General features: G+C 62.1%; 20 protein-coding genes. 10 read left to right on the top strand and 10 right to left on the bottom strand.

Translation table 11 applies throughout. From position 1 onward, the window contains the following. The first annotated feature begins 37 nt into the window (after positions 1 to 37). Entirely contained in the window at positions 38 to 1,093 is a 1,056-nt protein-coding gene (locus tag HDE75_RS08280; protein ID WP_183675193.1) for a carbonic anhydrase, read from the top strand. On the opposite strand, the gene HDE75_RS08275 is transcribed toward HDE75_RS08280, so the two are convergent. The 3 genes from HDE75_RS08275 to tsaE are packed head-to-tail and all read right to left on the bottom strand — an operon-like array spanning position 1,090 to position 3,799. Then, complete coding sequence (locus HDE75_RS08275; RefSeq protein ID WP_183675195.1) at positions 1,090 to 1,935, bottom strand: D-hexose-6-phosphate mutarotase; 846 nt, start codon at positions 1,933 to 1,935, stop codon at positions 1,090 to 1,092. The genes HDE75_RS08280 and HDE75_RS08275 overlap by 4 nt on opposite strands. A gap of 14 nt (positions 1,936 to 1,949) precedes the next feature. Next, positions 1,950 to 3,347, bottom strand: coding sequence for an N-acetylmuramoyl-L-alanine amidase (locus HDE75_RS08270; RefSeq protein WP_183675199.1), 1,398 nt, complete (start codon positions 3,345 to 3,347; stop codon positions 1,950 to 1,952). Further along, positions 3,311 to 3,799, bottom strand: coding sequence for a tRNA (adenosine(37)-N6)-threonylcarbamoyltransferase complex ATPase subunit type 1 TsaE (gene tsaE, locus HDE75_RS08265; RefSeq protein WP_183675202.1), 489 nt, complete (start codon positions 3,797 to 3,799; stop codon positions 3,311 to 3,313). Before tsaE ends, HDE75_RS08270 begins: the two co-directional genes overlap by 37 nt. 107 nt (positions 3,800 to 3,906) lie before the next feature. Between tsaE and queG the strand changes: the two genes are divergently transcribed. Continuing rightward, positions 3,907 to 4,998 carry a tRNA epoxyqueuosine(34) reductase QueG gene (gene queG, locus HDE75_RS08260; RefSeq protein ID WP_183675205.1) on the top strand — a complete coding sequence of 364 codons (1,092 nt, stop codon included), beginning with the start codon at positions 3,907 to 3,909 and terminating at the stop codon, positions 4,996 to 4,998. Between the two features lie 3 nt (positions 4,999 to 5,001). Here queG and HDE75_RS08255 read toward each other — a convergent pair whose 3' ends face one another. Further along, positions 5,002 to 5,379, bottom strand: a complete 378-nt coding sequence (locus HDE75_RS08255; RefSeq protein ID WP_183675208.1) for a DUF3052 domain-containing protein — start codon at positions 5,377 to 5,379, stop codon at positions 5,002 to 5,004. Positions 5,380 to 5,514: 135 nt separating this feature from the next. On the opposite strand from HDE75_RS08255, the gene HDE75_RS08250 reads away from it, so the two are divergent. Together HDE75_RS08250 and HDE75_RS08245 are read left to right on the top strand one after the other, a co-directional pair. Beyond that, positions 5,515 to 6,168, top strand: a complete 654-nt coding sequence (locus HDE75_RS08250; protein ID WP_183675211.1) for a PadR family transcriptional regulator — start codon at positions 5,515 to 5,517, stop codon at positions 6,166 to 6,168. A gap of 28 nt (positions 6,169 to 6,196) precedes the next feature. Beyond that, a complete protein-coding gene (locus HDE75_RS08245; RefSeq protein ID WP_183675214.1) occupies positions 6,197 to 7,021 on the top strand; it encodes a siderophore-interacting protein in 825 nt (274 codons plus the stop codon). Positions 7,022 to 7,127: 106 nt separating this feature from the next. Here the strand turns inward: HDE75_RS08245 and HDE75_RS08240 are convergent, their stop codons facing one another. Together HDE75_RS08240 and HDE75_RS08235 are read right to left on the bottom strand one after the other, a co-directional pair. Then, positions 7,128 to 7,712: a response regulator transcription factor gene (locus HDE75_RS08240; RefSeq protein ID WP_183675217.1), complete on the bottom strand. Its 585-nt coding sequence runs from the start codon at positions 7,710 to 7,712 to the stop codon at positions 7,128 to 7,130. A gap of 11 nt (positions 7,713 to 7,723) precedes the next feature. Beyond that, on the bottom strand, positions 7,724 to 9,763 hold the full coding sequence (locus tag HDE75_RS08235) for a PAS domain S-box protein (RefSeq protein WP_260173803.1): 2,040 nt from the start codon (positions 9,761 to 9,763) through the stop codon (positions 7,724 to 7,726). A gap of 135 nt (positions 9,764 to 9,898) precedes the next feature. Here HDE75_RS08235 and HDE75_RS08230 point away from each other — a divergent pair, with 135 nt between their 5' ends. The 6 genes from HDE75_RS08230 (at position 9,899) to HDE75_RS08205 (ending at position 15,030) form a co-directional block, all read left to right on the top strand. Next, positions 9,899 to 10,903 carry a TRAP transporter substrate-binding protein gene (locus tag HDE75_RS08230; protein WP_183675220.1) on the top strand — a complete coding sequence of 335 codons (1,005 nt, stop codon included), beginning with the start codon at positions 9,899 to 9,901 and terminating at the stop codon, positions 10,901 to 10,903. A 116-nt stretch (positions 10,904 to 11,019) separates the two neighbouring features. Continuing rightward, entirely contained in the window at positions 11,020 to 11,592 is a 573-nt protein-coding gene (locus HDE75_RS08225) for a TRAP transporter small permease (protein ID WP_183675223.1), read from the top strand. Then, positions 11,589 to 12,869, top strand: a complete 1,281-nt coding sequence (locus tag HDE75_RS08220) for a TRAP transporter large permease (RefSeq protein ID WP_183675226.1) — start codon at positions 11,589 to 11,591, stop codon at positions 12,867 to 12,869. The genes HDE75_RS08225 and HDE75_RS08220 overlap by 4 nt, the downstream gene beginning before the upstream one ends. Before the next feature lie 438 nt (positions 12,870 to 13,307). Continuing rightward, the gene (locus HDE75_RS08215; RefSeq protein WP_183675229.1) at positions 13,308 to 13,808 is read left to right on the top strand and encodes a methylated-DNA--[protein]-cysteine S-methyltransferase; all 501 of its coding nucleotides are present in this window, start codon (positions 13,308 to 13,310) and stop codon (positions 13,806 to 13,808) included. Then, positions 13,805 to 14,722 carry a site-specific tyrosine recombinase XerD gene (gene xerD, locus HDE75_RS08210; RefSeq protein ID WP_183675231.1) on the top strand — a complete coding sequence of 306 codons (918 nt, stop codon included), beginning with the start codon at positions 13,805 to 13,807 and terminating at the stop codon, positions 14,720 to 14,722. Before HDE75_RS08215 ends, xerD begins: the two co-directional genes overlap by 4 nt. 92 nt (positions 14,723 to 14,814) lie before the next feature. Continuing rightward, on the top strand, positions 14,815 to 15,030 hold the full coding sequence (locus HDE75_RS08205) for a hypothetical protein (protein ID WP_183675234.1): 216 nt from the start codon (positions 14,815 to 14,817) through the stop codon (positions 15,028 to 15,030). A 25-nt stretch (positions 15,031 to 15,055) separates the two neighbouring features. On the opposite strand, the gene mgtA is transcribed toward HDE75_RS08205, so the two are convergent. Genes mgtA through HDE75_RS08185 form a run of 4 tightly spaced genes read right to left on the bottom strand, consistent with a single transcriptional unit; the run spans position 15,056 to position 23,295 of the window. After that, positions 15,056 to 17,752, bottom strand: a complete 2,697-nt coding sequence (gene mgtA, locus HDE75_RS08200) for a magnesium-translocating P-type ATPase (RefSeq protein ID WP_183675236.1) — start codon at positions 17,750 to 17,752, stop codon at positions 15,056 to 15,058. Positions 17,753 to 17,764: 12 nt separating this feature from the next. Continuing rightward, the gene (locus HDE75_RS08195; RefSeq protein WP_260173802.1) at positions 17,765 to 19,081 is read right to left on the bottom strand and encodes a TolC family protein; all 1,317 of its coding nucleotides are present in this window, start codon (positions 19,079 to 19,081) and stop codon (positions 17,765 to 17,767) included. After that, positions 19,065 to 22,172 carry an efflux RND transporter permease subunit gene (locus HDE75_RS08190; RefSeq protein ID WP_183675238.1) on the bottom strand — a complete coding sequence of 1,036 codons (3,108 nt, stop codon included), beginning with the start codon at positions 22,170 to 22,172 and terminating at the stop codon, positions 19,065 to 19,067. Before HDE75_RS08190 ends, HDE75_RS08195 begins: the two co-directional genes overlap by 17 nt. After that, complete coding sequence (locus HDE75_RS08185) at positions 22,165 to 23,295, bottom strand: efflux RND transporter periplasmic adaptor subunit (protein WP_183675241.1); 1,131 nt, start codon at positions 23,293 to 23,295, stop codon at positions 22,165 to 22,167. Before HDE75_RS08185 ends, HDE75_RS08190 begins: the two co-directional genes overlap by 8 nt. Between the last annotated feature and the right edge of the window lie 5 nt (positions 23,296 to 23,300).

The raw sequence follows: 23,300 nt of genomic DNA, 5'->3' as shown, positions 1-23,300 counted from the left end.
CCGTAAACCAGAGGGTATTCTTACTTTCTGGATTTCCATGCGACACTTGAGCGCCCTGTTAGCTTGCAGCCTCGCCGCCATGGCGGCCATGGCAAGCGCCAAAGATGCCCCCGCGTCCGACCCGTCTGCCGCATCCGTACCGGCCAGCGGACCCGTGTCGGCGTCCGCCCGTGCCGCTGCCGTGAAAACCCTGACCGAATCGGTGAAAGGCAAGCCGCCCGTCAAGTCGTCCGTGACCGTGGCGCCCACTTCGCGCGACAAGGAAGAAGCCGCCGAAGTCGATCTGTCCGAACGCATCGCGGCGCGCCTGGCTGAAATGCGCGCCACCCAGGCGGCGCGTGCAGCCGCTCGCGCCAAGCGGGCCGCCGTGGCGAAAGCGGCGGCGCCAGTGCCGCCACCAGCGCCGCCAGTAGCGCGCGGCACGCACTGGTCGTACGAAGGCGATAGCGGGCCGGCCAACTGGAGCAAGATCAATGTGGACTGGGCCAAGTGCAGCACGGGCAATCGCCAGTCGCCGATCGATATCCGCGACGGTATGAAGGTCGACCTGGAACAGATCAGCTTTGACTACCATCCTTCCTCGTTCAACGTGGTCGACAATGGCCATACGGTACAGGTCAGCGTGGGCAGCGGCAATTACATCACGGTGCAAAACCGCATGTACGAGCTGCAGCAGTTCCACTTCCACCGTCCGTCGGAAGAGCGCATCAATGGCAAGGGCTTTGAAATGGTGGTGCACCTGGTGCACCGCGATGCGGAAGGCCGGCTGGCCATCCTGGCCCTGCTGCTGGAACGCGGCCAGCCGCAGCCGACCATCCAGACCGTGTGGAATAACCTGCCGCTGGAAAAATTCGATACGGTGAGCCCATCGATTTTGCTCGATCCGGCCAATCTGCTGCCCGAACGGCGCGACTATTACACCTTCATGGGATCGATGACGGAGCCGCCTTGCAGTGAAAACGTGCTGTGGCTGGTGATGAAGCAGCCGGTGCAGGCATCGGCCGCGCAGATGGCGCTGTTCAGCCGTCTGTATCCCTTGAATGCGCGGCCGATACAGCCGTCCAACGGCCGCATTATCAAAGAATCAAATTAGATAAATTCCAGCTGCTGGCGCCCGATCCACTGTGCGCCAGCGGCCAGCAAATCAGGCTGGATCAGCGCCGGCTCGATACAGATGAAGTGCGGGTATTCATCGTCGGCCAGGTCGGACAGGGCGGCGGCGTCCTGTGCGCCAGGGTTCCACACGACGGCGTCCGTAAAGCCTTGCTGGACCATCTGCAGGATTGAACCGCCTGCATGCAGGGTCAAGGGACCGGGAAGCTGATAGTAGATGCGGTCCAGTTTATCGGCGAACTGCAGGCTCTCTTCGGTCTGCAGGGCGTCGTGCGGCGTGTCGTCAGAATAGCGCACGTGCTGCAAGCCATCGATGCGGGCCGCGCTCAATTGAGCGATTTTGTAATACGTGTGCAGGGCGGCCGAAAACGGGAACACCTGGTCGCCCGTATTGTGTACGGTGAGGCTCAGTTCCAGCGCTTGTGCGCGCACGGCCACGCGCAGGCGCAGGGTGAAGGCATGCGGCCAGGCGGCGGCGATGGCCTCGGGCAGGTCAGTATGGCGCAGGGTGAATTCAGCAAAGGCGGCGCCATTGTCCACGCCTTGCTCGCCCGCCTGCCAGGCCGACACGCGCGCAAAGCCGTGGCGCATGCCGTTGCCGCGTGCGCCAAACTGGGGAAAGATCACGGGCACGCCGCCGCGGATGGCGCGGCTGCCATCGAGGGCGGAATCGCGGCTGCAAAACAGGCGCTCCTGGCCATCGGCGGTGCGCCACGACACCAGGTGGCCGCCGTACAGGGTGACGGTCGCTTCGGCGCCATCGCCGGCGCGGATGGTCACGGCCGGCAATTGGCCGAAGGTGCTGGTGCTGCTGTTACTCATGCGGGGCTTTCGTATCAGGCCGAACGGCTCTTCGCCAGCGGCGGATTCTTGGCAAAATAATTCTTGATGCCGACCACGATGGCGTTGGCCAACTGGTCCTGGTAGGCATTGTCGGTCAGCTTGGCTTCTTCTTCCGGGTTGGAGATGAAGGCTGTCTCGATCAGGATGGACGGGATGTCCGGTGCTTTGAGCACGGCGAAGCCGGCCTGTTCGACGGAACCCTTGTGCAGGCGGTTGATGCCGCCGATTTCACGCAGCACGGCCGAACCCACCTTCATGCTGTCATTGATCTGCGCCGTTGTCGACAGGTCCAGCAGCACGCTGGCCAGCTGCTGGTCGTGGTTCTTGACGTTGACGCCGCCGATCAGGTCGGCCTGGTTTTCCTTGTTGGCCATCCAGCGCGCCGCGGTGGAGCTGGCGCCTTTTTCAGACAGCACGAATACGGACGAACCGCGTGCCGTGGGCTGAATAAACGCATCGGCGTGGATGGAGACGAACAGGTCGGCCTGCACCTTGCGCGCCTTTTCCACGCGCATGCCCAGCGGTACGAAGAAGTCGGCGTCGCGCGTGAGCATGACGCGCATGTTCGGCTGCATTTCCAGCTTGGTCTTGAGGCGTTTGGCAATCGACAGCACGATGTCTTTTTCGCGGCTGCCGCGGCTGCCGGTGGCGCCCGGATCTTCCCCGCCGTGACCAGGGTCGAGCGCGATGGTAATCATGCGCAGTACTTTCTGGCCTGGCAGCGGGCGCGCCTCGGGACGCTGTTCCGGACGCAAATCGGGCCGCACATCAGGGCGGATTTCGGCTGGCGGCGCCACGGCCACCGGCGGCTTGCCGTTATCGGGCAGGGGCAGCGCGGGCGGCGGCGTATGCGTGTCGGACATCAAAGGCTTGGCCGGATCGCTGGACCAGTCGCCTTTTTCGATCATCTGCGCGATCAGGTCGGGTTCTTCTACCGGATACAGGTCGAAGATCAATCGATGGTTGTAGGAGCCGGCCGGCGGCAAGGTAAACAGCTGCGGCCGGACTTCTTCTTTCAGGTCGAATACCAGGCGCACCACATTGGGCCGGTTCTGGCCCACGCGCACCTGCTTGATGTAAGGGTCGTTCGACTGGATCTTTGCCACCAGACCTTTCAGCGTGGGGCTCAGTTCCAGGCCTTCGATGTCGATCACCAGCCGCTCGGGATCTTTCACGATGAAGTGGGTGGCCTTCAGGATGCTGTCGTTTTCCAGGGTGACGCGGGTATAGTCCGCCGCCGGCCAGACGCGCACGGCGAGGATCTGGGCCGCCATCGCCGGTAGCGGCGCGAGGACGGACAACAGCAGGGTGCCGCCAGCCTTGAGTACCGTGCGCCGTGTGATCGGCGAGGTAATCAAAGGTTCGGGGCGAATTTGAGACGGTGAAGGCATGACAGACCCAATTCAGAAGACGCCTGCAATTCTACATCACGTCCCGCCCCGGCAACGCTCAAATATATATTCAAATCAGCCGGCGGCAGGATAGGTTCGGCTTTCTCCGGCCATTCGACGATGCAGATGTTGTGGCCATTGAAGTCTTCGCGAAAGCCCGCGTCGAGGAATTCCTCAGCGCTGCCCATGCGGTACAGGTCGAAATGGATCACTTGCACGGCTTGTCCGTCCAGCTGCACCGCGTACGGTTCCGACAAGGTATACGTGGGGCTTTTTACATGGCCCGTGTGGCCGGCCGCATGCAGCAGGGCGCGCGTGAGGGCCGTCTTGCCGGCGCCCAGGTCGCCGTGCAGATAGATCGCCAGGCCAGGCGCCAGCGCGCGCGACAGGGCGGCGCCCAGCGCGGCCGTGCCGGCTTCGTCATGGAGATGGGCTTTGAAGTGTTCGGTCATGGTCTTCGGTATCGCATAAAATAGAGGCTTATGTCATTGTAACCGCCTGCGCCGCTGCTGTTTCCCCCTAAAGTCCCATTCGTCCCCATTTGTCCCTGATAATTCCCATGTCTGCTACCGTCACCGATCTCGATGCCCTGGCGCGCTCCATCAAGTCATGGGGGCGCGAGCTGGGGTTTGCCGAGGTGCGCATCGCCGACGTGGACCTGGCCCATATGGAAGCGCCGCTGCAGGCATGGCTCGATGCAGGGTACCACGGCGAGATGGATTACATGGCCAGCCATGGCATGAAGCGTGCGCGCCCGGCCGAACTGGTGCCGGGCACCGTGCGCGCCATCAGCGCCCGCATGAATTATCTGCCGTCGGCGATGGGCGATGACTGGCGCGCGATAGAAAAAGCGCGCGACGACGATCCGTCGGCGGCCGTGATTTCCGTGTATGCGCGGGGGCGCGACTATCACAAGGTGATGCGCTCGCGCCTGCAGCAGCTGGCAGAACGCATCAAGGGTGAAATCGGCGACTTCGGCTATCGCGTGTTCAGCGATTCGGCGCCCGTGATGGAAGTGGAATTGGCGCAAAAGGCGGGCCTGGGCTGGCGCGGCAAGCATACCTTGCTGATCAACCGGCAGGGCGGTTCCTTCTTTTTCCTGGGCGAGATCCTGATCGACGTGCCGCTGCCGGTCGACCCGCCAGAAACGCCACACTGCGGCCAGTGCTCGGCCTGTATCCAGGTCTGTCCCACGCAGGCGATCCTGGCGCCGCACAAGCTCGATGCGCGCCGCTGTATTTCCTATCTGACCATCGAATTGAAGGGCGCCATACCCGTCGAGATGCGCCCGCTGATCGGCAACAAGGTGTATGGCTGCGACGATTGCCAGACCATCTGCCCGTGGAACAAGTTCGCCCAGCGCGCCGTGGTGCCCGATTTCGATGAGCGCCACAGCCTGGGCAGCGCCGGCATGGTGGCCTTGTTCGCCTGGACGGAAGAAGAATTCAACCGCCGCATGGAAGGCAGCGCGATCCGCCGCATCGGCCACGAGCGCTGGCTGCGCAACCTGGCCGTCGGCATGGGCAATGCGGCCGCCAAGGCGCGCGGCCAGGCCGATATCGTTGCGGCCCTGCTATCGCGCCGCGAGCATCCGTCGGCGATGGTGCGCGAACATATCGAATGGGCGCTGGCGCTGCACGGCGCCACCTGACCGTTATACCTGTTTCAGGCGCAGCGCCGACCATTCAAGGTCGATGGCAATCATCGCCACGCTATCCAGACCCAGGCTGTGCGCATAGTCGCGAATCGCATCGCGGTCGATATCGCTGCCCGCCTTGATGCCCCCTTTGCGGTACGCGACCCAGACGGCGCCGCCCGGCATCAGGCGGGCTTGCGCCTGCGGCAGATAAGCTTCCAGCTCAAAGCGGCTGCGCGCAAACAGCAGCAGCCAGTCCGCGCGCTCCCCCTCTGGCACCCGCCTTTCCTGCGGCAGCTGCGCCAGCAAGGCTGCATGTTCGCCACCGTCATTGAGCACGGCCAGGGCCAGCGCATTTTTCACATACATTTTCTCAAGGACGGTTTTTTCAGGCATGGCAGCGCGCTGTGGAGGGTGGAAAGCCCAGCATAACAAAGGCAGAACATGCCTGCTACAAATTTTCGCTTGACTTATCGATATATCGATATAGTATACAGACACCTACTAACGATATATCTTTAAAGAGAAAACATGAGAAACTCACACCATACAGAATACGGCCATTGCGGCCATGACCACCACCATCCCCATCATGCCCACCATCGCGGCGAACATGATCATTATTCTATGCACGGCCGTGGCCCGCGCGGTTTCGATGACCGCGACGGCATGGGCGGCTACGGCGGTCCCGGCGGTCCAGGTGGACGAGGGCGCGGCGAACGGCCCGAGCGCGTCTTTGGCCGTGGCGACTTGCCCCTGATCGTGCTGGCGCTGATCGAACTGAGCCCGCGTCACGGTTATGAAATCATCAAGGCCATCGAAGAGCGTTGCGGCGGCGCCTACGCCCCCAGCCCGGGCGCCGTCTACCCGACATTGACCCTGCTGGAAGAGCAGGACTACGTGACGGCGGCCGAAAGCGCCAGTGGCAAGAAGCTTTACACGATCACCGAGCTGGGACGCAGCTACATCGCGGAAAACCGGGTGCAGATCGATGGCATCCTGGCCCGCCTCGACATGTTTGCCCGCATCCAGGCAAAACAGTCGGCGCCCGAACGCGTGCGCGAAGCCATGCATACCTTGAAACACGCGCTGATGCTGAACAAGGCCAATTGGAGCGAAGTGGAAGCCGAGCGGGTGGCGGCCGTGCTGGAGCAAGCTGCCAATCAGATCGTCGACGGGCACTGAATTAATTCTGATGAAAGGATCATCCCAGATGAGTAATGTATCGACCCCAACACGCCAGCACGCCATCGAACGCGTGCGGCATGACTTGAAACTGCGCGTGCTGACCGTCGTGCGCACCGAACAGCTGACGGCTCATATGCGCCGCATCACCCTGGCCGGCGACGACCTGGAAGGTTTTGTCTCGCCCGCCCACGACGACCATGTGAAACTGTTTTTCCCTGCGCCGGGCCAGGAAACGCCGGTATTCCCGATCCTCGGCAATGGCGCCAACGCGATCGAGTATCCGGAAGGGGCACGCCCGATCGCCCGCAATTACACGCCGCGCCGCTATGACGCCGAGCGGCGCGAACTGGAAATTGACTTCGTGCTGCATGGCGACGGGCCTGCATCGACCTGGGCCGAACAGGCCAAACCGGGGCAGACCCTGGGCGTGGGCGGTCCGCGCGGCTCGACGCTGGTGCCGCTCGATTTTGACTGGTATGTATTGGTGGGCGACCAGACAGCCTTGCCAGCGATTGCCCGCCGCCTGGAGCAACTGCCGGCCGGCGCGCGCGCCATCGCCGTGATTGAAATTGCTGAAGATGGCGAACAGATCACGCTCGATAGCGAGGCGCAGTGCGAGGTGCGCTGGGTGCCGCGCAATGGCCGCAGCGGCGCCCTGCTGCTCGACGCCCTGCGGCAGTTGGCCTTGCCGAAGGACGGCGATGGTTATGCCTGGGTGGCAACGGAGCTAAGCCAGGTACAGGACTTGCGCCGCTACCTGCTGGAGGCGGGACTGCCGAAGCAGCATATGCATGTGGCCAGTTATTGGAAGCATGGCGCGGCGGAGCATCATCAGAATCACGACGATTGAGAAAACGTCCATGGCGGCGTTGCGCGTCCTTGCCGTACTAGCGTACTGTCTGCGGACGCGCGCCTTGCCCTGAACGTTTTCTAGCCGCGGACTAATCTTGGTTTCACTACTTCAATAATCCCGCCAGCTCCACCGCCGTCTTGACCTGCATCTTGTCGAAGATATGCGCGCGGTGGACTTCCACGGTGCGCATGCTGATGCCCAGCTTGTCGGCCACCACCTTGTTCATCTTGCCCGCCAAAATCAGGTCCAGCACTTCGCGTTCGCGCGTCGACAGGGTGGCCAGGCGCGCGTGCACGGCGGCCAGTTCGCCGGCCTGGCGCGAGTTGGCCAGACCCTGCTGCACGCGGTCCATCAGGTCGTTGTCGTTGAACGGCTTTTCAAAGAAATCGAAGGCGCCGCGTTTCAGGCTGTCGACAGCCATCGGCACGTCGCCGTGGCCGGTGAGGAAAATCACGGGCAGGCGCGCCGTCAGGTCGCGCTTGACCAACTGGTCGAACAGGGCGATGCCGTTCATGTCGGGCATGCGCACGTCGAGCAGCACGCAGTCGCCTGCTTCGTCGAAGCTGCCGTCGAGGCTATCGAGGAATTGCTGCGCGCTGGCGTAGCTGCGCGCCTCGATGCTGCGCGAGGCGGCCAGCCAGGACAGGGAATCGCGCACTACTTCTTCGTCGTCGATGATATGCAGCATGGGCTCTCCGGTTACTGTCTTGATATTGTTACGGTTGTTGATTGCGGCGCGCGCGGCACGGCCGGCACGCTGAAAGTAAAGATGGTGCCGCCGGCCGGGTTGGCGCTGAAGGTGAGCGCGCCGCCGTGAAACTCGATGGCGGTGCGGCAGATATTCAATCCCATGCCCATGCCTTCGGCCTTGGTCGAGAAAAACGGTGAAAACAGCCGTTCCGCCACCTCGGGCGCGATGCCATGGCCCATGTCGATCACGTCGACGGTCACCATTTCCTGCTGCGCGTCATAGCTGGCCCGCAGGCGCATGATACGCCGTCCAGGCGCTGCGTCCTGCATTGCCTCGATGGCGTTGCGCGTCAGGTTCAGCAGCACTTGCTCGATCATCACCGGATCGGCCCACAGCAGGGGCAGGTCGTGCGGAATCTCTTCCTGTATCGTCACATAGTATTTGCGCGCCTGCAGGTCGATCAGCACGCGGATGCCGTCGAGCAGGGTGCGGATCGCCACTTCCTGGCGCTGCGGCTCGCTCTTGCGCACGAAATCGTGCACGCTGCGGATGATCTGGCCGGCCCGCTGCGCCTGTGCGCTGGCCTGTTCCAGGGCAGGGCGCAAGGTCACGGGATCGACCGGTTTGCCGCCATCGATGGCGCGCCGTATCAGGTTCAGCGCCCCCGTCGTATAGCTTGAAATAGCCGCCAGCGGCTGGTTCAGTTCATGCGCCAGCATCGACGCCAGTTCGCCCATGGTGGCCAGGCGCGAACTGGTCTGCAGCTTTTCCTGCTGCTGGCGGTTCAATTCCTCGACCTGCTTGCGGTCCGAGATATCGAGCACGGAACCCATCCAGCCGGTCTGCTTGCCATTTTTATCGACCAGCGGCGCTTCAAAGATCAGCACCGGCAGGCGCGTGCCGTCGGCGCGCAAGAAATAGGTTTCCGATTGCGGCGTGGTGTTGTCGGCCAGCGCCTTGACGAAGCGCTGTTGGTATTCTTCCATTGCCTCCTGCGGCCAGTAGGGCATGGGCGGCAAATGGCCGAGCACTTCCTCGGACGGGTAACCGACCATCTGGCAAAAGGCCGGGTTGACATAGGTGACGCGGCCTTCCAGATCGCGCGCGCGCATGCCCGTTACCAGCGAATTTTCCATCGCCGTGCGGAACAGCATCTGCTGGCGCAGCGCGCCTTCGGCCGTCAGGCGGCGCGAAATATGGCGCCACAGGGCCAGCAAGCTCCATAACAGGCCCAGCGACAGGGCGATGACGGAGCCGACCAGCAGGTTGGGCAGCAGCTTGGGCTGGCTTTTTACACTGTCCGTAAACAGGATCAGGGTGGCGCCCGGCACGTCGAGCGCGCGCTTGTGCGTGTACACGCCGTGGCCGGGACCGGCCGCCGCGCGCCGCGCCAGCACCTTGTCATCGCGGTCGATCAGCGAAATCTGGTTGTCCTGGGCGAACCACCATGGCACCATTTCATCGAGCAGGCTGCTGATCTGGTAGGTGGCCACCAGGCTGCCCACATATTGCTGGCCGTGGAACAGGGGCTGGTGGTAATCCATCAGCATGGCGCCTGGAGGCGCGTCGGGAAAGCCGCTTTGCTGCGATGGCTGCGCGTACTGGCCCCGGTGCAGCCGGCGGGCATTGTCGCCGGCCGTCAGCGACAGGGTGGAAAAATGGGTTTCCTGCGAAATCGTGTTGTCGCTCGACGCCTGTACTCTGCCATGCGTGTCGATCCAGATCACGCGCTGCAGTTCACGGCCGTTGCGCAGCATTTGCTGCAGCCGTTCATGCACGCGCGCTTCCGGCAGGGTGCCGGTGGCGATATCGCCGCCCAGGTTGTACAGGCTTTCCTCGTTGCGCGCCAGCTGGAAGCGGATGGTCTGCTCCACCCACAAGGTGTCGGCGATCAATTGTTCCTGGCGCTCATTGCTTTCCATCTGGCGCGCCTGCCAGGGCAGCCAGAAGAGAACAGCAAGAAATAAGAGCAGCAGTATCACCGGCACCAGCCAGCGCATGGGGCTGGACAATTGCAGGCGGCGCGCTAAAGTGGGCGGGGTCGTCATGGCGGGCAGGGTAGCGCTTTCTTGGGTCGCAGCTATTGTGGTTAACCACAATAGCTTGTGCTGTTTCTTTGGAACACTATCGGTGTAGACAAATAATAAAGTATTTCATAACCATAAAACCATCAGGAGACAGTAATGAAAATGAAAACCATGCTCGTCGCGCTGTGCGCGGCGATCGGCGTTAGCGCCGGCGCCTATGCTCAAGCCCAGGCACAAGCGCCTATCGTCATCAAGTTCAGCCATGTCGTGGCAACGGACACGCCGAAAGGCCAGGCCGCCGAGCGCTTCAAGCAACTGGCCGAGAAAGCCACGAATGGCAAGGTCAAGATCGAAGTGTATCCGAATAGCCAGTTGTACAAGGACAAGGAAGAACTGGAAGCCTTGCAACTGGGCGCCGTGCAAATGCTGGCGCCATCGCTGGCCAAGTTCGGTCCACTGGGCGTGAAAGAATTCGAAGCATTCGACCTGCCATATATCTTCCCGACCAAGACGGCGCTGTACAACGTTACCGAAGGCGAAATCGGCAAGGGTTTGCTGAAAAAACTGGAGCCGAAGGGCATCACCGGCCTGGCTTACTGGGATAACGGTTTCAAGGTGATGTCGGCCAACAAGCCGCTGCATCATCCGGCCGATTTCAAGGGCCTGAAAATGCGCATCCAGTCGTCCAAGGTACTGGACGCGCAAATGCGCGCGCTGGGCGCCAATCCGCAAGTGCTGGCGTTTTCGGAAGTGTATCAGGCCCTGCAAACGGGCGTGGTCGATGGCACGGAAAATCCGCCATCGAATATGTATACGCAGAAGATGAACGAAGTGCAAAAGCACGTGACCGTTTCCAACCACGGTTACCTGGGCTACGCCGTGATCGTCAACAAGAAGTTCTGGGATGGCTTGCCACCCGATATCCGTGGCCAGCTTGAACAAGCCATGCGCGACGCCACCACGTTTGAAAAAGCCATCGCCCAGCGCGATAACGACCAGGCGCTCGAGGCGATCAAGAAAACCGGCAAGACCCAGGTCTATACTCTGACCGTGCAAGAACAGGCCGAATGGCGCAAAGCCCTGGCGCCTGTGCAAAAAGCCATGGAAGGCCGTATCGGCAAAGACCTGATTTCGGCGATCAACAAGGAAAGCGCGAAGTAATAGCACCCTGGTGCTAGCGGACTGAACCTGCCCTGGCGGCAGGCAGTCCGGCTTTGCCGTGCGCGTCGGCTTTTCAGGCAGGTGCGTACCCATCCTCTTTTTCGAAAGTTTTCATCATGAAATTCCTTGATCATCTCGAGGAGTGGCTGATTGCGTCCCTGATGGGCGCAGCCACCTTCATCATTTTCCTGGCGGTCGTGCACCGCTACCTGGCTGGCTTGCCAATACCGGGCCTGCAAGACTACCTGATCCAGATCAACACCAGCTGGGCGCAGGAATTGTGCATCTATATGTTCGTCTGGATGGCCAAGTTCGGCGCCGCGTATGGCGTGCGCACCGGCATCCACGTGGGCGTTGACGTATTGATCAACCGCATGAACCCGCGCTGGCGCCACCGTTTCGTCATCCTGGGACTGGGCGCAGGCGCCCTGTTTACGGGCATCGTGGGCACCCTGGGCGCCAGCTTTGTCTGGTCCATCGGCCACACCGACCAGACTTCGGCCGACATGGAAATTCCCATGTGGCTGGTCTACCTGGCCGTACCGCTGGGTTCCTACCTGATGTGCTTCCGCTTCATGCAGGTGATGGTGCACTTCATCAAGACCGGCGACTTGCCGAAACATGACCATTCGCACGTCGAAGGATTGGATGAGGAACTGACGGCGGAAGAAAAAGGAGCCAAGCCATGAATGCGCTGATTATTTTTGTCCTGCTGCTGGCGCTGATGCTGACCGGCATGCCGATTTCGATTTCGCTGGGTCTGACGGTACTGACCTTCCTGTTCACCATGACGAATGTGCCTATCGAATCGGTGGCCCTGAAGATTTTCACGGGTATCGAGAAATTCGAGATCATGGCGATTCCCTTCTTTATTTTGGCCGGTAACTTCCTCACGCATGGCGGGGTGGCCAGAAGAATGATCAATTTTGCCAGCTCGATGGTGGGTCACTGGCATGGCGGCCTGGCGCTGGCCGGCGTGATGGCGTGCGCGCTGTTTGCAGCCGTGTCCGGTTCTAGCCCCGCCACCGTGGTGGCGATCGGCTCCATCATCTTGCCAGCGATGGTCAAGCAAGGGTATCCGCGCGCTTTCGGCGCCGGCGTGATCACCACCTCGGGCGCACTGGGCATCCTGATCCCGCCCTCGATCGTGATGGTGATGTATTCGGTCTCGACCAATACGTCCGTGGGCAAGCTGTTCATGGCAGGCGTGATTCCGGGCCTGATGCTGGCCATCCTGCTGGGCCTGACCACCTGGTTTTTGGCGCGCAAGCACAACTATCCACGCATGAAAAAGGCCAGCTGGAGCGAGCGTTTCGTGACCTTCAAGAAAAGCGTCTGGGGTTTGTTGCTGATCGTCATCGTGATGGGCGGCATCTATTCGGGCGTCTTCACGCCGACCGAAGCGGCCGCCATGGCTGCCGTGTATGCCTTCTTCATCGCCGTGTTCGTCTACAAGGACTTGAAGATCAAGCAAGTGGGCAAGGTGCTGCTCGATTCGGCCTCGATGTCGGCCATGCTGCTGTACATCATCACCAACGCCGTGCTGTTCTCGTTCCTGATGACCAGTGAAAACATCCCGCAAGCGATGGCGGAATGGATCACGGGCAAAGGCCTGGGCGTGATCAGCTTCCTGCTGGTAGTGAACGTCTTGCTGTTGTTGGCCGGTAACATCATGGAACCGTCGTCGATCGTGCTGATCATGGCGCCTATCCTGTTCCCGGTCGCCATGAAGCTGGGCATCGATCCTGTGCACTTCGGCATCTTGATCGTGGTCAACATGGAAGTGGGCATGTGCCATCCACCGGTGGGCTTGAACCTGTATGTGGCGTCGGGCATTACCAAGATGGGCATATCGGAGTTGACGGTGGCTGTGATGCCGTGGCTGCTGACCATGCTGGCCTTCCTGGGACTGGTGACTTACGTGCCGCAAATCTCCCTGTGGTTGCCAAATCTCATTTATAGTTAAAACGCTACGCTCCATCATGGCGCAAAAAAAATCGATCCCGTCGGTTAAATACGTTATGATGGGCAGCCTTGTGGGGATGCTTGCATATCGATATGCGAACTGGTAGCAAGGTGGTATTACAGAATTAGTGGCAGAGTTGGTGGGGGAGTGGTCTATAACAACGGTATTGATACCGGGGATATATTGAGGAGACACACGTTTCACAGAAGTTGTTGAGTCATAGCTGTCTGCGGCCACGAGCTGACACCGGCGGACCCAAACGACCGGGAACGTGAAGCATTACTTGAAGCGCACCGTCTGGTGCGCTTTTTTTTCGCCTCGTGCAACGGCTCGCCGGCACTGGCACGTAAGGTGCATAATCGTGTTGGCGCACGTTTTTGATGCGTGTTAGTTGTGTTTTTACTACACTCATTGTGACACTTTGATTTTTAGAATTTCATGAAAAAACAACAGGGCAGCGAACTGTTCAGCGCTATTGTCGCCGCGCCTTTCGGCGCCGTGGGCGTGCGCACCGAGGCCGGCTTGCTGCGTGAACTGGTCTACCTGCAGCCCCATTTCCACGAAAAAGAGGCGCAGGACGCTGTGGCAGAGCTCGCTGGCGAACAGCTGAGCCGCTACTTTGCCGATCCTGCGTATCGCTTTGACTTGCCGCTGGCGCCGCTGGGCAGCGCCTACCAGCAGCGCGTGTGGGCAGCGATTGCCTCGATTCCACGCGGCCAGGTGCGCACCTATGGCGATGTGGCCCGGCTGATCGGCTCGGCGCCGCGCGCCGTGGGCCAGGCGTGCGGCGCCAACTGGTTTCCGCTGGTGATCCCTTGCCACCGGGTGACAGCCGCCAGTGGCCTGGGCGGTTTTGCCAACCATGACGATGGTAATGGGTTTCACCTGGGCGTGAAGCGCTGGCTGCTGGCCCATGAAGGCGTGGAGGCGTATTCATGATGAACGCCCTGCTGGCGCCCGACAACACTACCCTGATCGATGAATTCTGTGACAGCCTGTGGCTGGAAGACGGCCTGTCGAAAAATTCGCTGGATGCTTACCGGCGCGACATGCGCTTGTTTGCACGCTGGCTGGAAGTGGCGCGGCCGGGGCGCGACAGCCTGTACGAGGTGTCCACCAGCGATATCGAAGCGTATTTCGCGGCCCGCCACGAGGAAAGCAAGGCCACTTCGTCGAACCGGCGTTTGTCAGTGCTCAAGCGTTTTTATCAGCTTGCGCTACGTCAAAAGCATATCGCCGCCGACCCTTGCCTGAAAATGGTGTCAGCCAAGCAAGCTCCCCGTTTCGTGCATACCCTGAGCGAAGCGCAGGTCGAAGCCTTGCTGGCCGCGCCCGACGTCAGCACGCCGCTGGGCTTGCGCGAGCGCACCATGCTCGAACTGATGTATGCGAGCGGTTTGCGCGTGTCCGAATTGGTGGACTTGAAATCGGTCGAGCTGAGCCTGAACGATGGCGTGCTGCGCATCACGGGCAAGGGTAGCAAGACGCGGCTGGTGCCGTTTGGCGAACAGGCGCGGCTGTGGATAGAACGCTACCTGAAGGACGCACGCGGTGTAATCCTCGACGGGCAGATGGATGACGCCCTGTTCGTCACGCGGCGCGGCGGTGCGATGACGCGGCAGATGTTCTGGGTTGTTATCAAGAAACATGCGCTGCAGGCGGGGATTACGGCGCCCCTGTCGCCGCACACCTTGCGCCATGCGTTTGCCACGCATCTGCTGAACCACGGCGCAGACTTGCGTGTCGTACAACTATTGCTCGGGCATTCAGATATTTCCACTACCCAGATTTACACCCATGTGGCGCGTGAACGCTTGAAACTGCTGCATGCGCAGCATCATCCCCGCGGCTGAAAATGGTGTGTTTGCTGCAGCCGCGTCATAAGTTGCGTCATAATGTGCCTGGTGTGTACAGCTGTCACATTTAAACACTCAAGAGGTAGTTCATGGCCAAGACCAATTTCCAATACGAAAAGCGACAAAAAGAGCTGGAAAAGAAACGCAAGGCCGAAGAAAAAGCCCGGCGCAAGCTGGAAGCGAAAAACAATCCCAAGCCAGTCGATGGCGAGGGAGACGATGACGCTGAATCGGATGCAGAGTCCGAGTCTGAAGCAGAGTTCGGCCATGCCGACGCCATTGCAGCGCCGGCACAGCCTGATTAACGATGTACTTTGTGCATCTGCCGCTTCAGCGCCAGCCGTAGCGGCGGATATACCAGCGTTTCAAGGCCGTCACCAGCACCACGTAGCACAGCAGTATTCCCAGCAGCCAAGGGAAGTAGGCGAGCGGCAGCGCCACCAGCTGGAAGTAGCCCGCCAGCGGGCCCATCGGCAGATAGATACCGATGCCCATGATCACCACCGTCATGGCCAGCACTGGCCAGGCAGCTACGCTGTCAAAGAACGACAGTTTCGGCGTGCGGATCAGGTGCACCACCAGCACTTGCGTCAGCAAGCCCACCACGAACCATCCCGACTGGAACAAGCCCTGGCTGGCCGGCGTATTGGCGTGAAACACCCACCACATCAGCGCAAACGTCAGCAAGTCAAAGATCGAACTCAATGGCCCGAAATACAGCATGAAGCGGCCTATGCCTTTTGGATTCCATTGCAGCGGCTTGCTCAGCAACTCTTCATCGACATGGTCAAACGGGATCGCCACCTGCGACACGTCGTACAGCAGGTTTTGCACCAGCAGGTGCAGCGGCAGCATCGGCAGGAACGGTAAAAAGGCGCTGGCCACCAGCACGGAAAACACATTGCCGAAGTTCGAACTGGCCGACATGCGGATATATTTCAGCATATTGCTGAAGGTCTTGCGGCCCTCGCGCACGCCGGCCGCCAGCACCGTCAAATCCTTGTCGAGCAAGATGATGTCGGCCGCGTCGCGCGCCACGTCGACGGCCGTGTCGACCGAAATGCCGATATCGGCCGTGCGCAGGGCCGCCGCGTCGTTGATGCCGTCGCCGATGAAGCCGACGATATGGCCATCGCCGCGCAGGGCGCGCACCAGGCGTTCCTTGTGCAGCGGTGTCAGGCGCGCAAAGACGGTATTGCGGGCAGCGACTGCCGCCAGTTGCACATCATCGAGGCGTTCGATCTGCGGCCCCAGCACCATGCCGCATACCGACAAGCCCAGCTCCTGGCACACCTTGCCTGTGACTAGTTCATTGTCGCCTGTGAGTATCTTCAGGGTCACGCCCTGCGCCGTCAGTGCCGCCAGCGCCTGCGCCGCGCTGGCCTTGACGGGATCGAGGAAGGCCAGATAGCCGACCAGTGTCAGCTGCTTTTCATCATCGCTTGAAAACGTCGTTTGCGCACGCGGCACGGCCCGTTCGGCCACCGCCACCACGCGCAAGCCTTGTTCACCGAGTGCGCGCGTGACGCGCAGCAAACGCTCCAGCACGGCCTTGTCCAGCGCCAGCGTGTCTGTACCCTGGCGCACGGCCGTGCAGGCGGACAGCACGTCTTCCAGCGCACCCTTGCAGATCAGCCTATGCTGCCCGTCGCCTTCGTCGCTGTCTGTTGCGCCGACGATCACCGACATGCGGCGGCGCTGGAAATCAAACGGAATCTCATCGATCTTGCGGTAGCGCTGCGCCAGTTCCTGCGCCGTTTCGGGCGGCATATGCGCGAGCACCGCCGTGTCCAGCAGGTTTTTCAAGCCGGTCTGGAAATGGCTGTTCAAAAAAGCCAGCCGCAGCACGGTGCCGCTGTCGGCGCCCAAAGCATCTGTGTGCTGCGCCACCACCAGCGCATCCTGGGTCAGGGTACCCGTCTTGTCCAGGCACAGTACATCCATCGCGCCCATGTTCTGGATCGCGTCCAGGCGCTTGACGATCACTTTGCGGCGCGCCAGCATGGCCGCTCCACGGGCCAGTGCCGCGGTGACGATCACGGGCAGCATTTCCGGCGTCAGGCCGACCGCCACCGACAGGGCGAACAGACACGCTTCGCTCCAGTCGCCACGCGCGGCGCCATTGATCAGCAAAACGAAAGGCGCCAGCACCAGCGCAAAGCGGATCAGCAGCCAGCTGACGCTGTTTACGCCCGCCTGGAAGGCTGTCGGCTCGCGCTCCCGTTCGCTCAGCTGCGCGGCGACGGCGCCAAAATAACTGCGGCTACCCGTCGTCAGCACCACCGCCGTGGCCGTGCCCGACACCACGGTGGTGCCCATGAACAGCAGGTTGTCCAGTTCCAGCGGATTGTCGCCCGCAAAGCGCTGGCGGTCGACGAATTTCTCGACCGGGAAAAACTCGCCCGTCAGCGCCGCCTGGCTGACAAACAAATCCTTGGCCGCCAGCACGCGGCAGTCGGCCGGTATCATGTCGCCCGCCGACAGCAGCACGATCTCGCCCGGCACCAGCGCAATGAACGGCACTTCCAGCGCGCTGGAATCGCGGCCATGCAGCTGCACCTCGAAATAGCGGAGCGCATCGGCGGCCGCTTCGTGGGCCAGGTCGCGCCGCAGCACGGTGGCTGTATTGCCCACCATGGCTTGCAGGCGCAGTGCCGCGCCATGCGAGCGGCGCTCGACGCCGAAACGCAGCAAGGTCGACAGCACTACCATGGTGCCGATCACGCTTGCTGCCCGCACATCGCTGGTGAGCAGCGAGACGGCGGCCAGCACCGACAGCAGCAGGTTGAAAGGATTGCGGTAGCTTTGCCACAGCTGCCGCCACCAGGGCAGCGGCCGCTCATGCGCCACCTGGTTGCTGCCGTGGCGCGCCTGCAGCGCCGCCACTTCACTGGAACTGAGTCCTTCTTCGCGGCTGCGCAAGCCCACCAGTACGGCGGGCACGTCGGCCCGCGAGGCGCGCAGCAAATCGTTGGCCAGCTTGCGCGAGACGGTACGGGGAAAAGCGCGGTGGCCAGGTTTGATCATGGCAGGCTCCCGTTACAGGATGGGACGCTGGCCGATGGCCAGTTGCAGCTGCGTACTGGCGATCGCCACGTCGGCGCGCGCCTGCAGATAGCCCTGATAGGCGTCGTCGGCCGAACGCTGGGCCGCCAGCCATTCCAGCAGCGAGGCATTGCCGCTGAAGTAGGACAGGCGGATGCCATCGACCACTTTTTGCGCATCGACCAGCACGCCGTCGTGGTAGCGCGCCAGGCGTTGCTGGGCCGAAGCCAGTTGCACGCTGGCCGTGCGCACGTCGGTTTCCGCCTTCAGTTCGGCCTGGCGCAGTGCCAGCATGGCTTGCGTGACACCGGCTTCGGCCTGCACGATGTCGCCCTTGTCGCGGCGCGACAGCGGAATCGGGATCGACAGCGACAGGCTCAGTGCGCGCGAACGCGGCGTGCCGTCGACCGGGTCGCCATTGGCGTCGACGCTGTCGTGGTAGCCGCGCGCGGCCGATACGCCCAGCGACACGGTAGGATCGACCGAGCGGTTGGCGCGCACCAGCGAGGCGCTGTCGCGCAGGTTGTCGAGCGTGGCGCGGGCGATGCGCACGTCGTTGCGTTCAAGTAGCGCCTGCGGCAGCAGCTTGCTGATGCTGCCGGCGTCAAAGGCAGTGAGGTCGCAGCTCAGTTGCGCGTCCGGGAACAGGGTCTCGAAGGGCTGGCCGAGCGCTGGCGATAAATTCAACATGGCGCTGTCGGCATCGCTGCGCGCCTGCATCAGCTCGGCCTGGAACTGGTCGCGCTCGACGCGCGATTGCAGCAGTTCGATGCCGCCCACGTCGCCCACCTTGCGCCGTACGCCATTCGCGTCCACCACTTTCGACAGGGCCGTCATGGTTTGCTCCTTGCGGGCCACGACTTCACGCGTGCGGCACGCTTCCGTGTACGCTGCTGCCGCAGTGGCATACAGCTCGCTCCTGAAGCCGGCCACGGTTTCCTCGGCCAGCAGCACGTTGCTGCGCGCCGCCTTCAGGCGTGCATCGCGCTTGCCGCCTGTTTCGATCACCATGCTGACGGTCGGCGTCCAGGTGACGGGACGGTTGGCGCCCGTCTTGACTGTTTCACGCGAGGCGCCGATGGAAAATTCGGGGTCGGGACGGATGCCGGCGATACCGACGCCAGCCTTGGCCGAAGTGACCGTTTCGTTCTGGGCTTTCAATTCCAGGCTATGCGCTTCCACCGCCGCCAGGTAGCTGGCGAAGTTCAGGGGCGTGGCCGCGACGGCGGCCGGCGATATCAGCGATGCCACAGTGGTGGCCAGCACAACGCTGGCCGCCATGCGGGAATTGAATTTAAATTGTTTCATCATCGTTTTCTCCTTCAGTCTGGGCCGGGCGCGCGGCAACGCGCGCCTCGATCAGGTAGTACAGGGCAGGCAGCAGCAGCAATGTCAGGGCGGTGGCTGTCACCAGGCCGCCCACCACTACGGTTGCCAGCGGGCGCTGCACGTCGCTACCCAGGCCCGTGGCCAGCATGGCGGGCGTCAGGCCCAAGGCGGCGACGGTGGCCGTCATCAGCACGGGGCGCATGCGGTCGCGTGCCCCTTCCAGTACCGCTTCGCGCAAGCTCTTGCCTTCATGCGTACGCAGGCGGTTGATTTGCGCCAGCATCAGCACCGCATTGAGCACAGCCACGCCGAACAGGGCGATGAAGCCGACCGCGCTCGACACATTCAAGGTCATGCCGCGCAAATGCAGTGCAGCCAGGCCGCCGAGCATCGCCAGCGGTACGGCCAGCAGCACCAGGGTGGGCTGTCGCAGGTTGCGGAACTGGCCGAACAGCAGCAGGAACATGGCGCCCAGGGTCATCGGCAGGATGATGGCCAGGCGGGCTTGCGCGCGCTGCAGGTTTTCAAACTGGCCACCCCATTCGAGGCTGATGCGCTGGTGGTCGTAATGCAGCTTGTTTTCCAGCAGCGGCCGCGCTTCGTCTAGGAAGCTGGCCAGGTCGCGGCCTCGGGCGTTCAGGCGCACGATGATGTTGCGCTTGCCCATCTCGCGCACGATCACGCTTTCACCCGAGGTGGTGGTGATTTTTGCTACCTGCGCCAGCGGGATCTTGGCGCCGTCGGCCGCCGTCAGCATCAGGTTGGAAATCGCATCGGGGCTGGAACGCACTTCAAACGGGAAGCGCACGGCGATGTCATAGCTTTTTTCGCCCACATACACTTGCCCGATAGGCGCGCCGCCGATGCCGGTGGAAATCAGGTCGGCCACGTCAGCTGCGTTGATGCCATAGCGGGCCGCAGCCGCGCGGTCCAGTTCCACTTTCAGATTGGGCAGCGGCGGTTCCACGTCGACTGCCACGTCGGAGGCGCCCGGCACGGTTTTGAGCAGGTCGGCCACCTGGCCGGCGATGCCGCGCACTTCATCGAGGTCATTGCCGAACACCTTGACGGTCAGGTCGCTGTGGGCGCCCGACAGCTTGTCCTGCACACCATCTATCATCGGCTGCATGAAGGCCACCGTGTAGCCAGGCATGCGCTTGAAGCGCTCGTTCATCCTGGCGATCAGCTCCTGCTTGGTCATGCCCGACTTCCAGGTTTTATACGGATGCAGGCCCACGCTCGCCTCGATATGCGACGGCGTCCAGTAGTCGGTGCCGTCGTCGTTGCGGCCCGTCTGCGTGACGATGGTCGACACTTCCGGGAATTCCAGCGTGGCGCGGCGCAGTTCAGTCGCCATTTCCGAGGCCTTGTCAAGGGTGATCCCCGGCGGCATCTGCACTTGCAGCCACAAGGAGCCTTCATCGAGGTAGGGCAGGAAGTCGCGGCCGATGGTGCCACCCAATATCACCAGTCCTGCCAGCGCAGCGGCGCAGACGGCTGCCACCCAGCGGCGCTTGCCCACCATGTTTTCCAGGAAGCGGCCATAGCGCGCCGACAGCGTTTCAAGCACGCGGTTGTGGAACATCTTGCGCGGCTTGCGGAATGCCAGCCAGGCCAGGCCTGGAATCAGGATCAGGGCCACCACCAGCGCGCCCACCAGGGCCGAGCCGACCGCATAGGCCATCGGCGAAAACAGCTTGTATTCGATGCGCTGGAAGGCGAACAGGGGCAGATAGGCGGCGATGATGACGGCCATGCCGAACATGATGGGGCGGGCAACCTGCAAGGTCGACTCGATACCGTCGCGAAGGGTCAAAGGCCGGTCCTGCTCGCGTTCGCGGCGGCGCAGTATGTTTTCCAGCACTACCACGGAACCATCGACCAGGATGCCGAAGTCGATCGCCCCCAGGGACAGCAGGTTGGCCGGGATTTTAAAGTGGTGCATGAAGATGAAGGCGATCAGCAGGGCCAGCGGGATCGTCAACGCCACGATGGCCGCTGCGCGCGGGCTGCCCAGGAACAGCAGCAGCACCAGGGCCACCAGCAGCATGCCTTCACCGAGGGTAAATCCCACCGTATGCAGGGTGGCCTCGATCAGCGAGGTGCGGTCCAGATAGGGCACCACTTTCACGTCTTTCGGCAGCAGGTTGTGGTTCAGGTCATCGACGGCTGCATGGATGCCGCTCAAGGCTTCGGACGGATTAAAATCCTTCAGCAGCAGGGTGATGCCTTCGATGGTGTCGGGATTGTTATCCTTGCCCAGGATGCCGCGCCGCTCCACGTTACCGTAGACGAGCTTGCCCAGGTCTTTTACCAGCACGGGCACGCCGTTCTTGGCGGAGACCACCACATTGCCCATGTCGTCGAGCGAGTGCAGCAAGCCCACGCCGCGCACCACATACGATTGCTGGCCACGGTCGATAATGCTGCCGCCGCCGCTGGCGTTGTTGGCATTGATGGCGTCTTTCACTTGCGACAGCGACAGGCCGTAGCTATTGAGTTTGGCCGGATCGAGTTCCAGGGTGAACTGCGTGGTCAGGCCGCCGAAATTGCTGACGTCGGCCACGCCGCGTACTTTTTGCAGGCGTGGAATCACGGTCCAGAACTGCAGTTCGGACAATTCGCGCAGGCTGCGCGATTTCGATTCCAGCGTGTAGCGGTAGATTTCGCCGGTGGGCGAGGTGTAGGGATCGAGGCCAGGCTTGGCGTCATACGGCAAGCTCACAGTGGCCAGCCGCTCCTGCAGCCGCTCGCGCGTGAAGTAGCCGTCGCTGCCATCTTCGAAGACGACGGTGATCAGCGATAGTGCGAACAGGCTGCGCGTGCGCAGCACATGCATGCCCGGCGTGCCCATCAGGGCGCGTTCCAGCGGTATCGTGATCTGCTGTTCGATTTCCTCGGCGCCCAGGCCCGGCACCTGCGTGACGATTTGCGAGGTGACGTCGGCGATGTCGGGGTAGGCTTCGATCGGCAGCTGCTTCCAGCTGTAGATGCCGTACACGGTGACGAACAGCAGCACCAGCCAGACGATGCCGCGCCGCTTGAAGCAGGTGGTGATGAAGGAATCAATCATTGAGCAGCACTCCTTCCTTGACGACGATGCGTTCGCCCGCCTTCAGGCCGGAGAGGATTTCCACCTGGTCTTGCAGGGTGGCGCCCACTTGCACGATGCGCGCTTCAAAACGCATAGTGCTGCGCTCCACCATCACCTTGGTGTACAAGCCGCTTTGCAGCAGGGCGGCGGCCGGCACCACGATCACGCGGCGGGTCGCACCGGCAAAGCCGGCATGGGCGAACATGCCGGGCTTGAACTTGCCATTGCGGTTATCGATGGAGACGCGCACCTTGACCGTGCGCGTATCGGTGTCGAGCACGGCGCCGATATAGGCCACCTTGCCTTCGAACTCCTGGCCTGGCATGGCGTCGAGCGTGATGCGGGTGCTTTGTCCCACAGCCAGCTGCGCCAGGTCTTTTTCTGCCACATTGGCCGACAGCCAGACGGTGGACAGGTCGGCCACCGTCATCACGGGGGCGTTGATATCATTCCAGTAGCCGCCCTGGGCGCCATTCATCTCGATCACCGTGCCGGCAATCGGCGAGCGCAGCACATAGTCGCGGCGCGAGCCACCAACAGGGGCGCCGTACTGGGCCAGCTTGTCGGCGCTGGCGTGGGCGTCGCTCTGCGCCTGCTCGAACGATGCCTGGGCCGCTTCATAATCCTTGCGCGCGGCGATCTCCGCTTCGAACAGGGTCTTTTGGCGGTCGCGTTCCTGGCGTGCCTGCAGCAGCGCCGAACGGGCCTTGCTATCGTCTGCATAGGCGGCGCTCAGGTCGGCCGAGTCCAGCGTGAACAGGGCGTCGCCTGCTTTCACGGTGTCGCCCAGCGCGCGCTGCAGGCGCAGGATGCGGCCCGACAGGGGCGGCGTGACCTTGACCAGTTTTTCCGGCATGGCCTCGATGGCGCCCGGTGCACTCGTTTGCACGGCGATATCCTGTTCGGTCACGGCAGCCACTTGCAGGCGCTGGCGCAGCGGCGAAGTTTTCGGCACGCTGATGGTGCCATCGTCCATATGGTTGGCTGCGGCAGGTGGCGCTGCGTCCTCTGTTTGCTTGGTGCAGCCAGTCAGCATGCTGCAGGCGAGGGCGATAGCGCAAAGGCTGCAGGCGCCAAGCGAGATAGGGGTGGTCGAGTTCATCCCGG

Origin of the sequence: Janthinobacterium silvisoli (assembly GCF_014200725.1) — a bacterium.
Taxonomy (GTDB): domain Bacteria; phylum Pseudomonadota; class Gammaproteobacteria; order Burkholderiales; family Burkholderiaceae_D; genus Janthinobacterium.
The sequence above is the reverse complement of the archived record's forward strand: the minus strand, read 5'-3'. Positions and strand labels throughout refer to the sequence as shown.

Excerpts from the sequence above, each read along its gene's own strand:
- HDE75_RS08280 (WP_183675193.1), top strand. The coding sequence starts at position 38 with ATGCGACACTTGAGCGCCCTGTTAGCTTGCAGCCTCGCCGCCATGGCG.
- HDE75_RS08275 (WP_183675195.1), bottom strand. The coding sequence starts at position 1,935 with ATGAGTAACAGCAGCACCAGCACCTTCGGCCAATTGCCGGCCGTGACC.
- HDE75_RS08270 (WP_183675199.1), bottom strand. The coding sequence starts at position 3,347 with ATGCCTTCACCGTCTCAAATTCGCCCCGAACCTTTGATTACCTCGCCG.
- tsaE (WP_183675202.1), bottom strand. The coding sequence starts at position 3,799 with ATGACCGAACACTTCAAAGCCCATCTCCATGACGAAGCCGGCACGGCC.
- queG (WP_183675205.1), top strand. The coding sequence starts at position 3,907 with ATGTCTGCTACCGTCACCGATCTCGATGCCCTGGCGCGCTCCATCAAG.
- HDE75_RS08255 (WP_183675208.1), bottom strand. The coding sequence starts at position 5,379 with ATGCCTGAAAAAACCGTCCTTGAGAAAATGTATGTGAAAAATGCGCTG.
- HDE75_RS08250 (WP_183675211.1), top strand. The coding sequence starts at position 5,515 with ATGAGAAACTCACACCATACAGAATACGGCCATTGCGGCCATGACCAC.
- HDE75_RS08245 (WP_183675214.1), top strand. The coding sequence starts at position 6,197 with ATGAGTAATGTATCGACCCCAACACGCCAGCACGCCATCGAACGCGTG.
- HDE75_RS08240 (WP_183675217.1), bottom strand. The coding sequence starts at position 7,712 with ATGCTGCATATCATCGACGACGAAGAAGTAGTGCGCGATTCCCTGTCC.
- HDE75_RS08235 (WP_260173803.1), bottom strand. The coding sequence starts at position 9,763 with ATGACGACCCCGCCCACTTTAGCGCGCCGCCTGCAATTGTCCAGCCCC.
- HDE75_RS08230 (WP_183675220.1), top strand. The coding sequence starts at position 9,899 with ATGAAAATGAAAACCATGCTCGTCGCGCTGTGCGCGGCGATCGGCGTT.
- HDE75_RS08225 (WP_183675223.1), top strand. The coding sequence starts at position 11,020 with ATGAAATTCCTTGATCATCTCGAGGAGTGGCTGATTGCGTCCCTGATG.
- HDE75_RS08220 (WP_183675226.1), top strand. The coding sequence starts at position 11,589 with ATGAATGCGCTGATTATTTTTGTCCTGCTGCTGGCGCTGATGCTGACC.
- HDE75_RS08215 (WP_183675229.1), top strand. The coding sequence starts at position 13,308 with ATGAAAAAACAACAGGGCAGCGAACTGTTCAGCGCTATTGTCGCCGCG.
- xerD (WP_183675231.1), top strand. The coding sequence starts at position 13,805 with ATGATGAACGCCCTGCTGGCGCCCGACAACACTACCCTGATCGATGAA.
- HDE75_RS08205 (WP_183675234.1), top strand. The coding sequence starts at position 14,815 with ATGGCCAAGACCAATTTCCAATACGAAAAGCGACAAAAAGAGCTGGAA.
- mgtA (WP_183675236.1), bottom strand. The coding sequence starts at position 17,752 with ATGATCAAACCTGGCCACCGCGCTTTTCCCCGTACCGTCTCGCGCAAG.
- HDE75_RS08195 (WP_260173802.1), bottom strand. The coding sequence starts at position 19,081 with ATGATGAAACAATTTAAATTCAATTCCCGCATGGCGGCCAGCGTTGTG.
- HDE75_RS08190 (WP_183675238.1), bottom strand. The coding sequence starts at position 22,172 with ATGATTGATTCCTTCATCACCACCTGCTTCAAGCGGCGCGGCATCGTC.
- HDE75_RS08185 (WP_183675241.1), bottom strand. The coding sequence starts at position 23,295 with ATGAACTCGACCACCCCTATCTCGCTTGGCGCCTGCAGCCTTTGCGCT.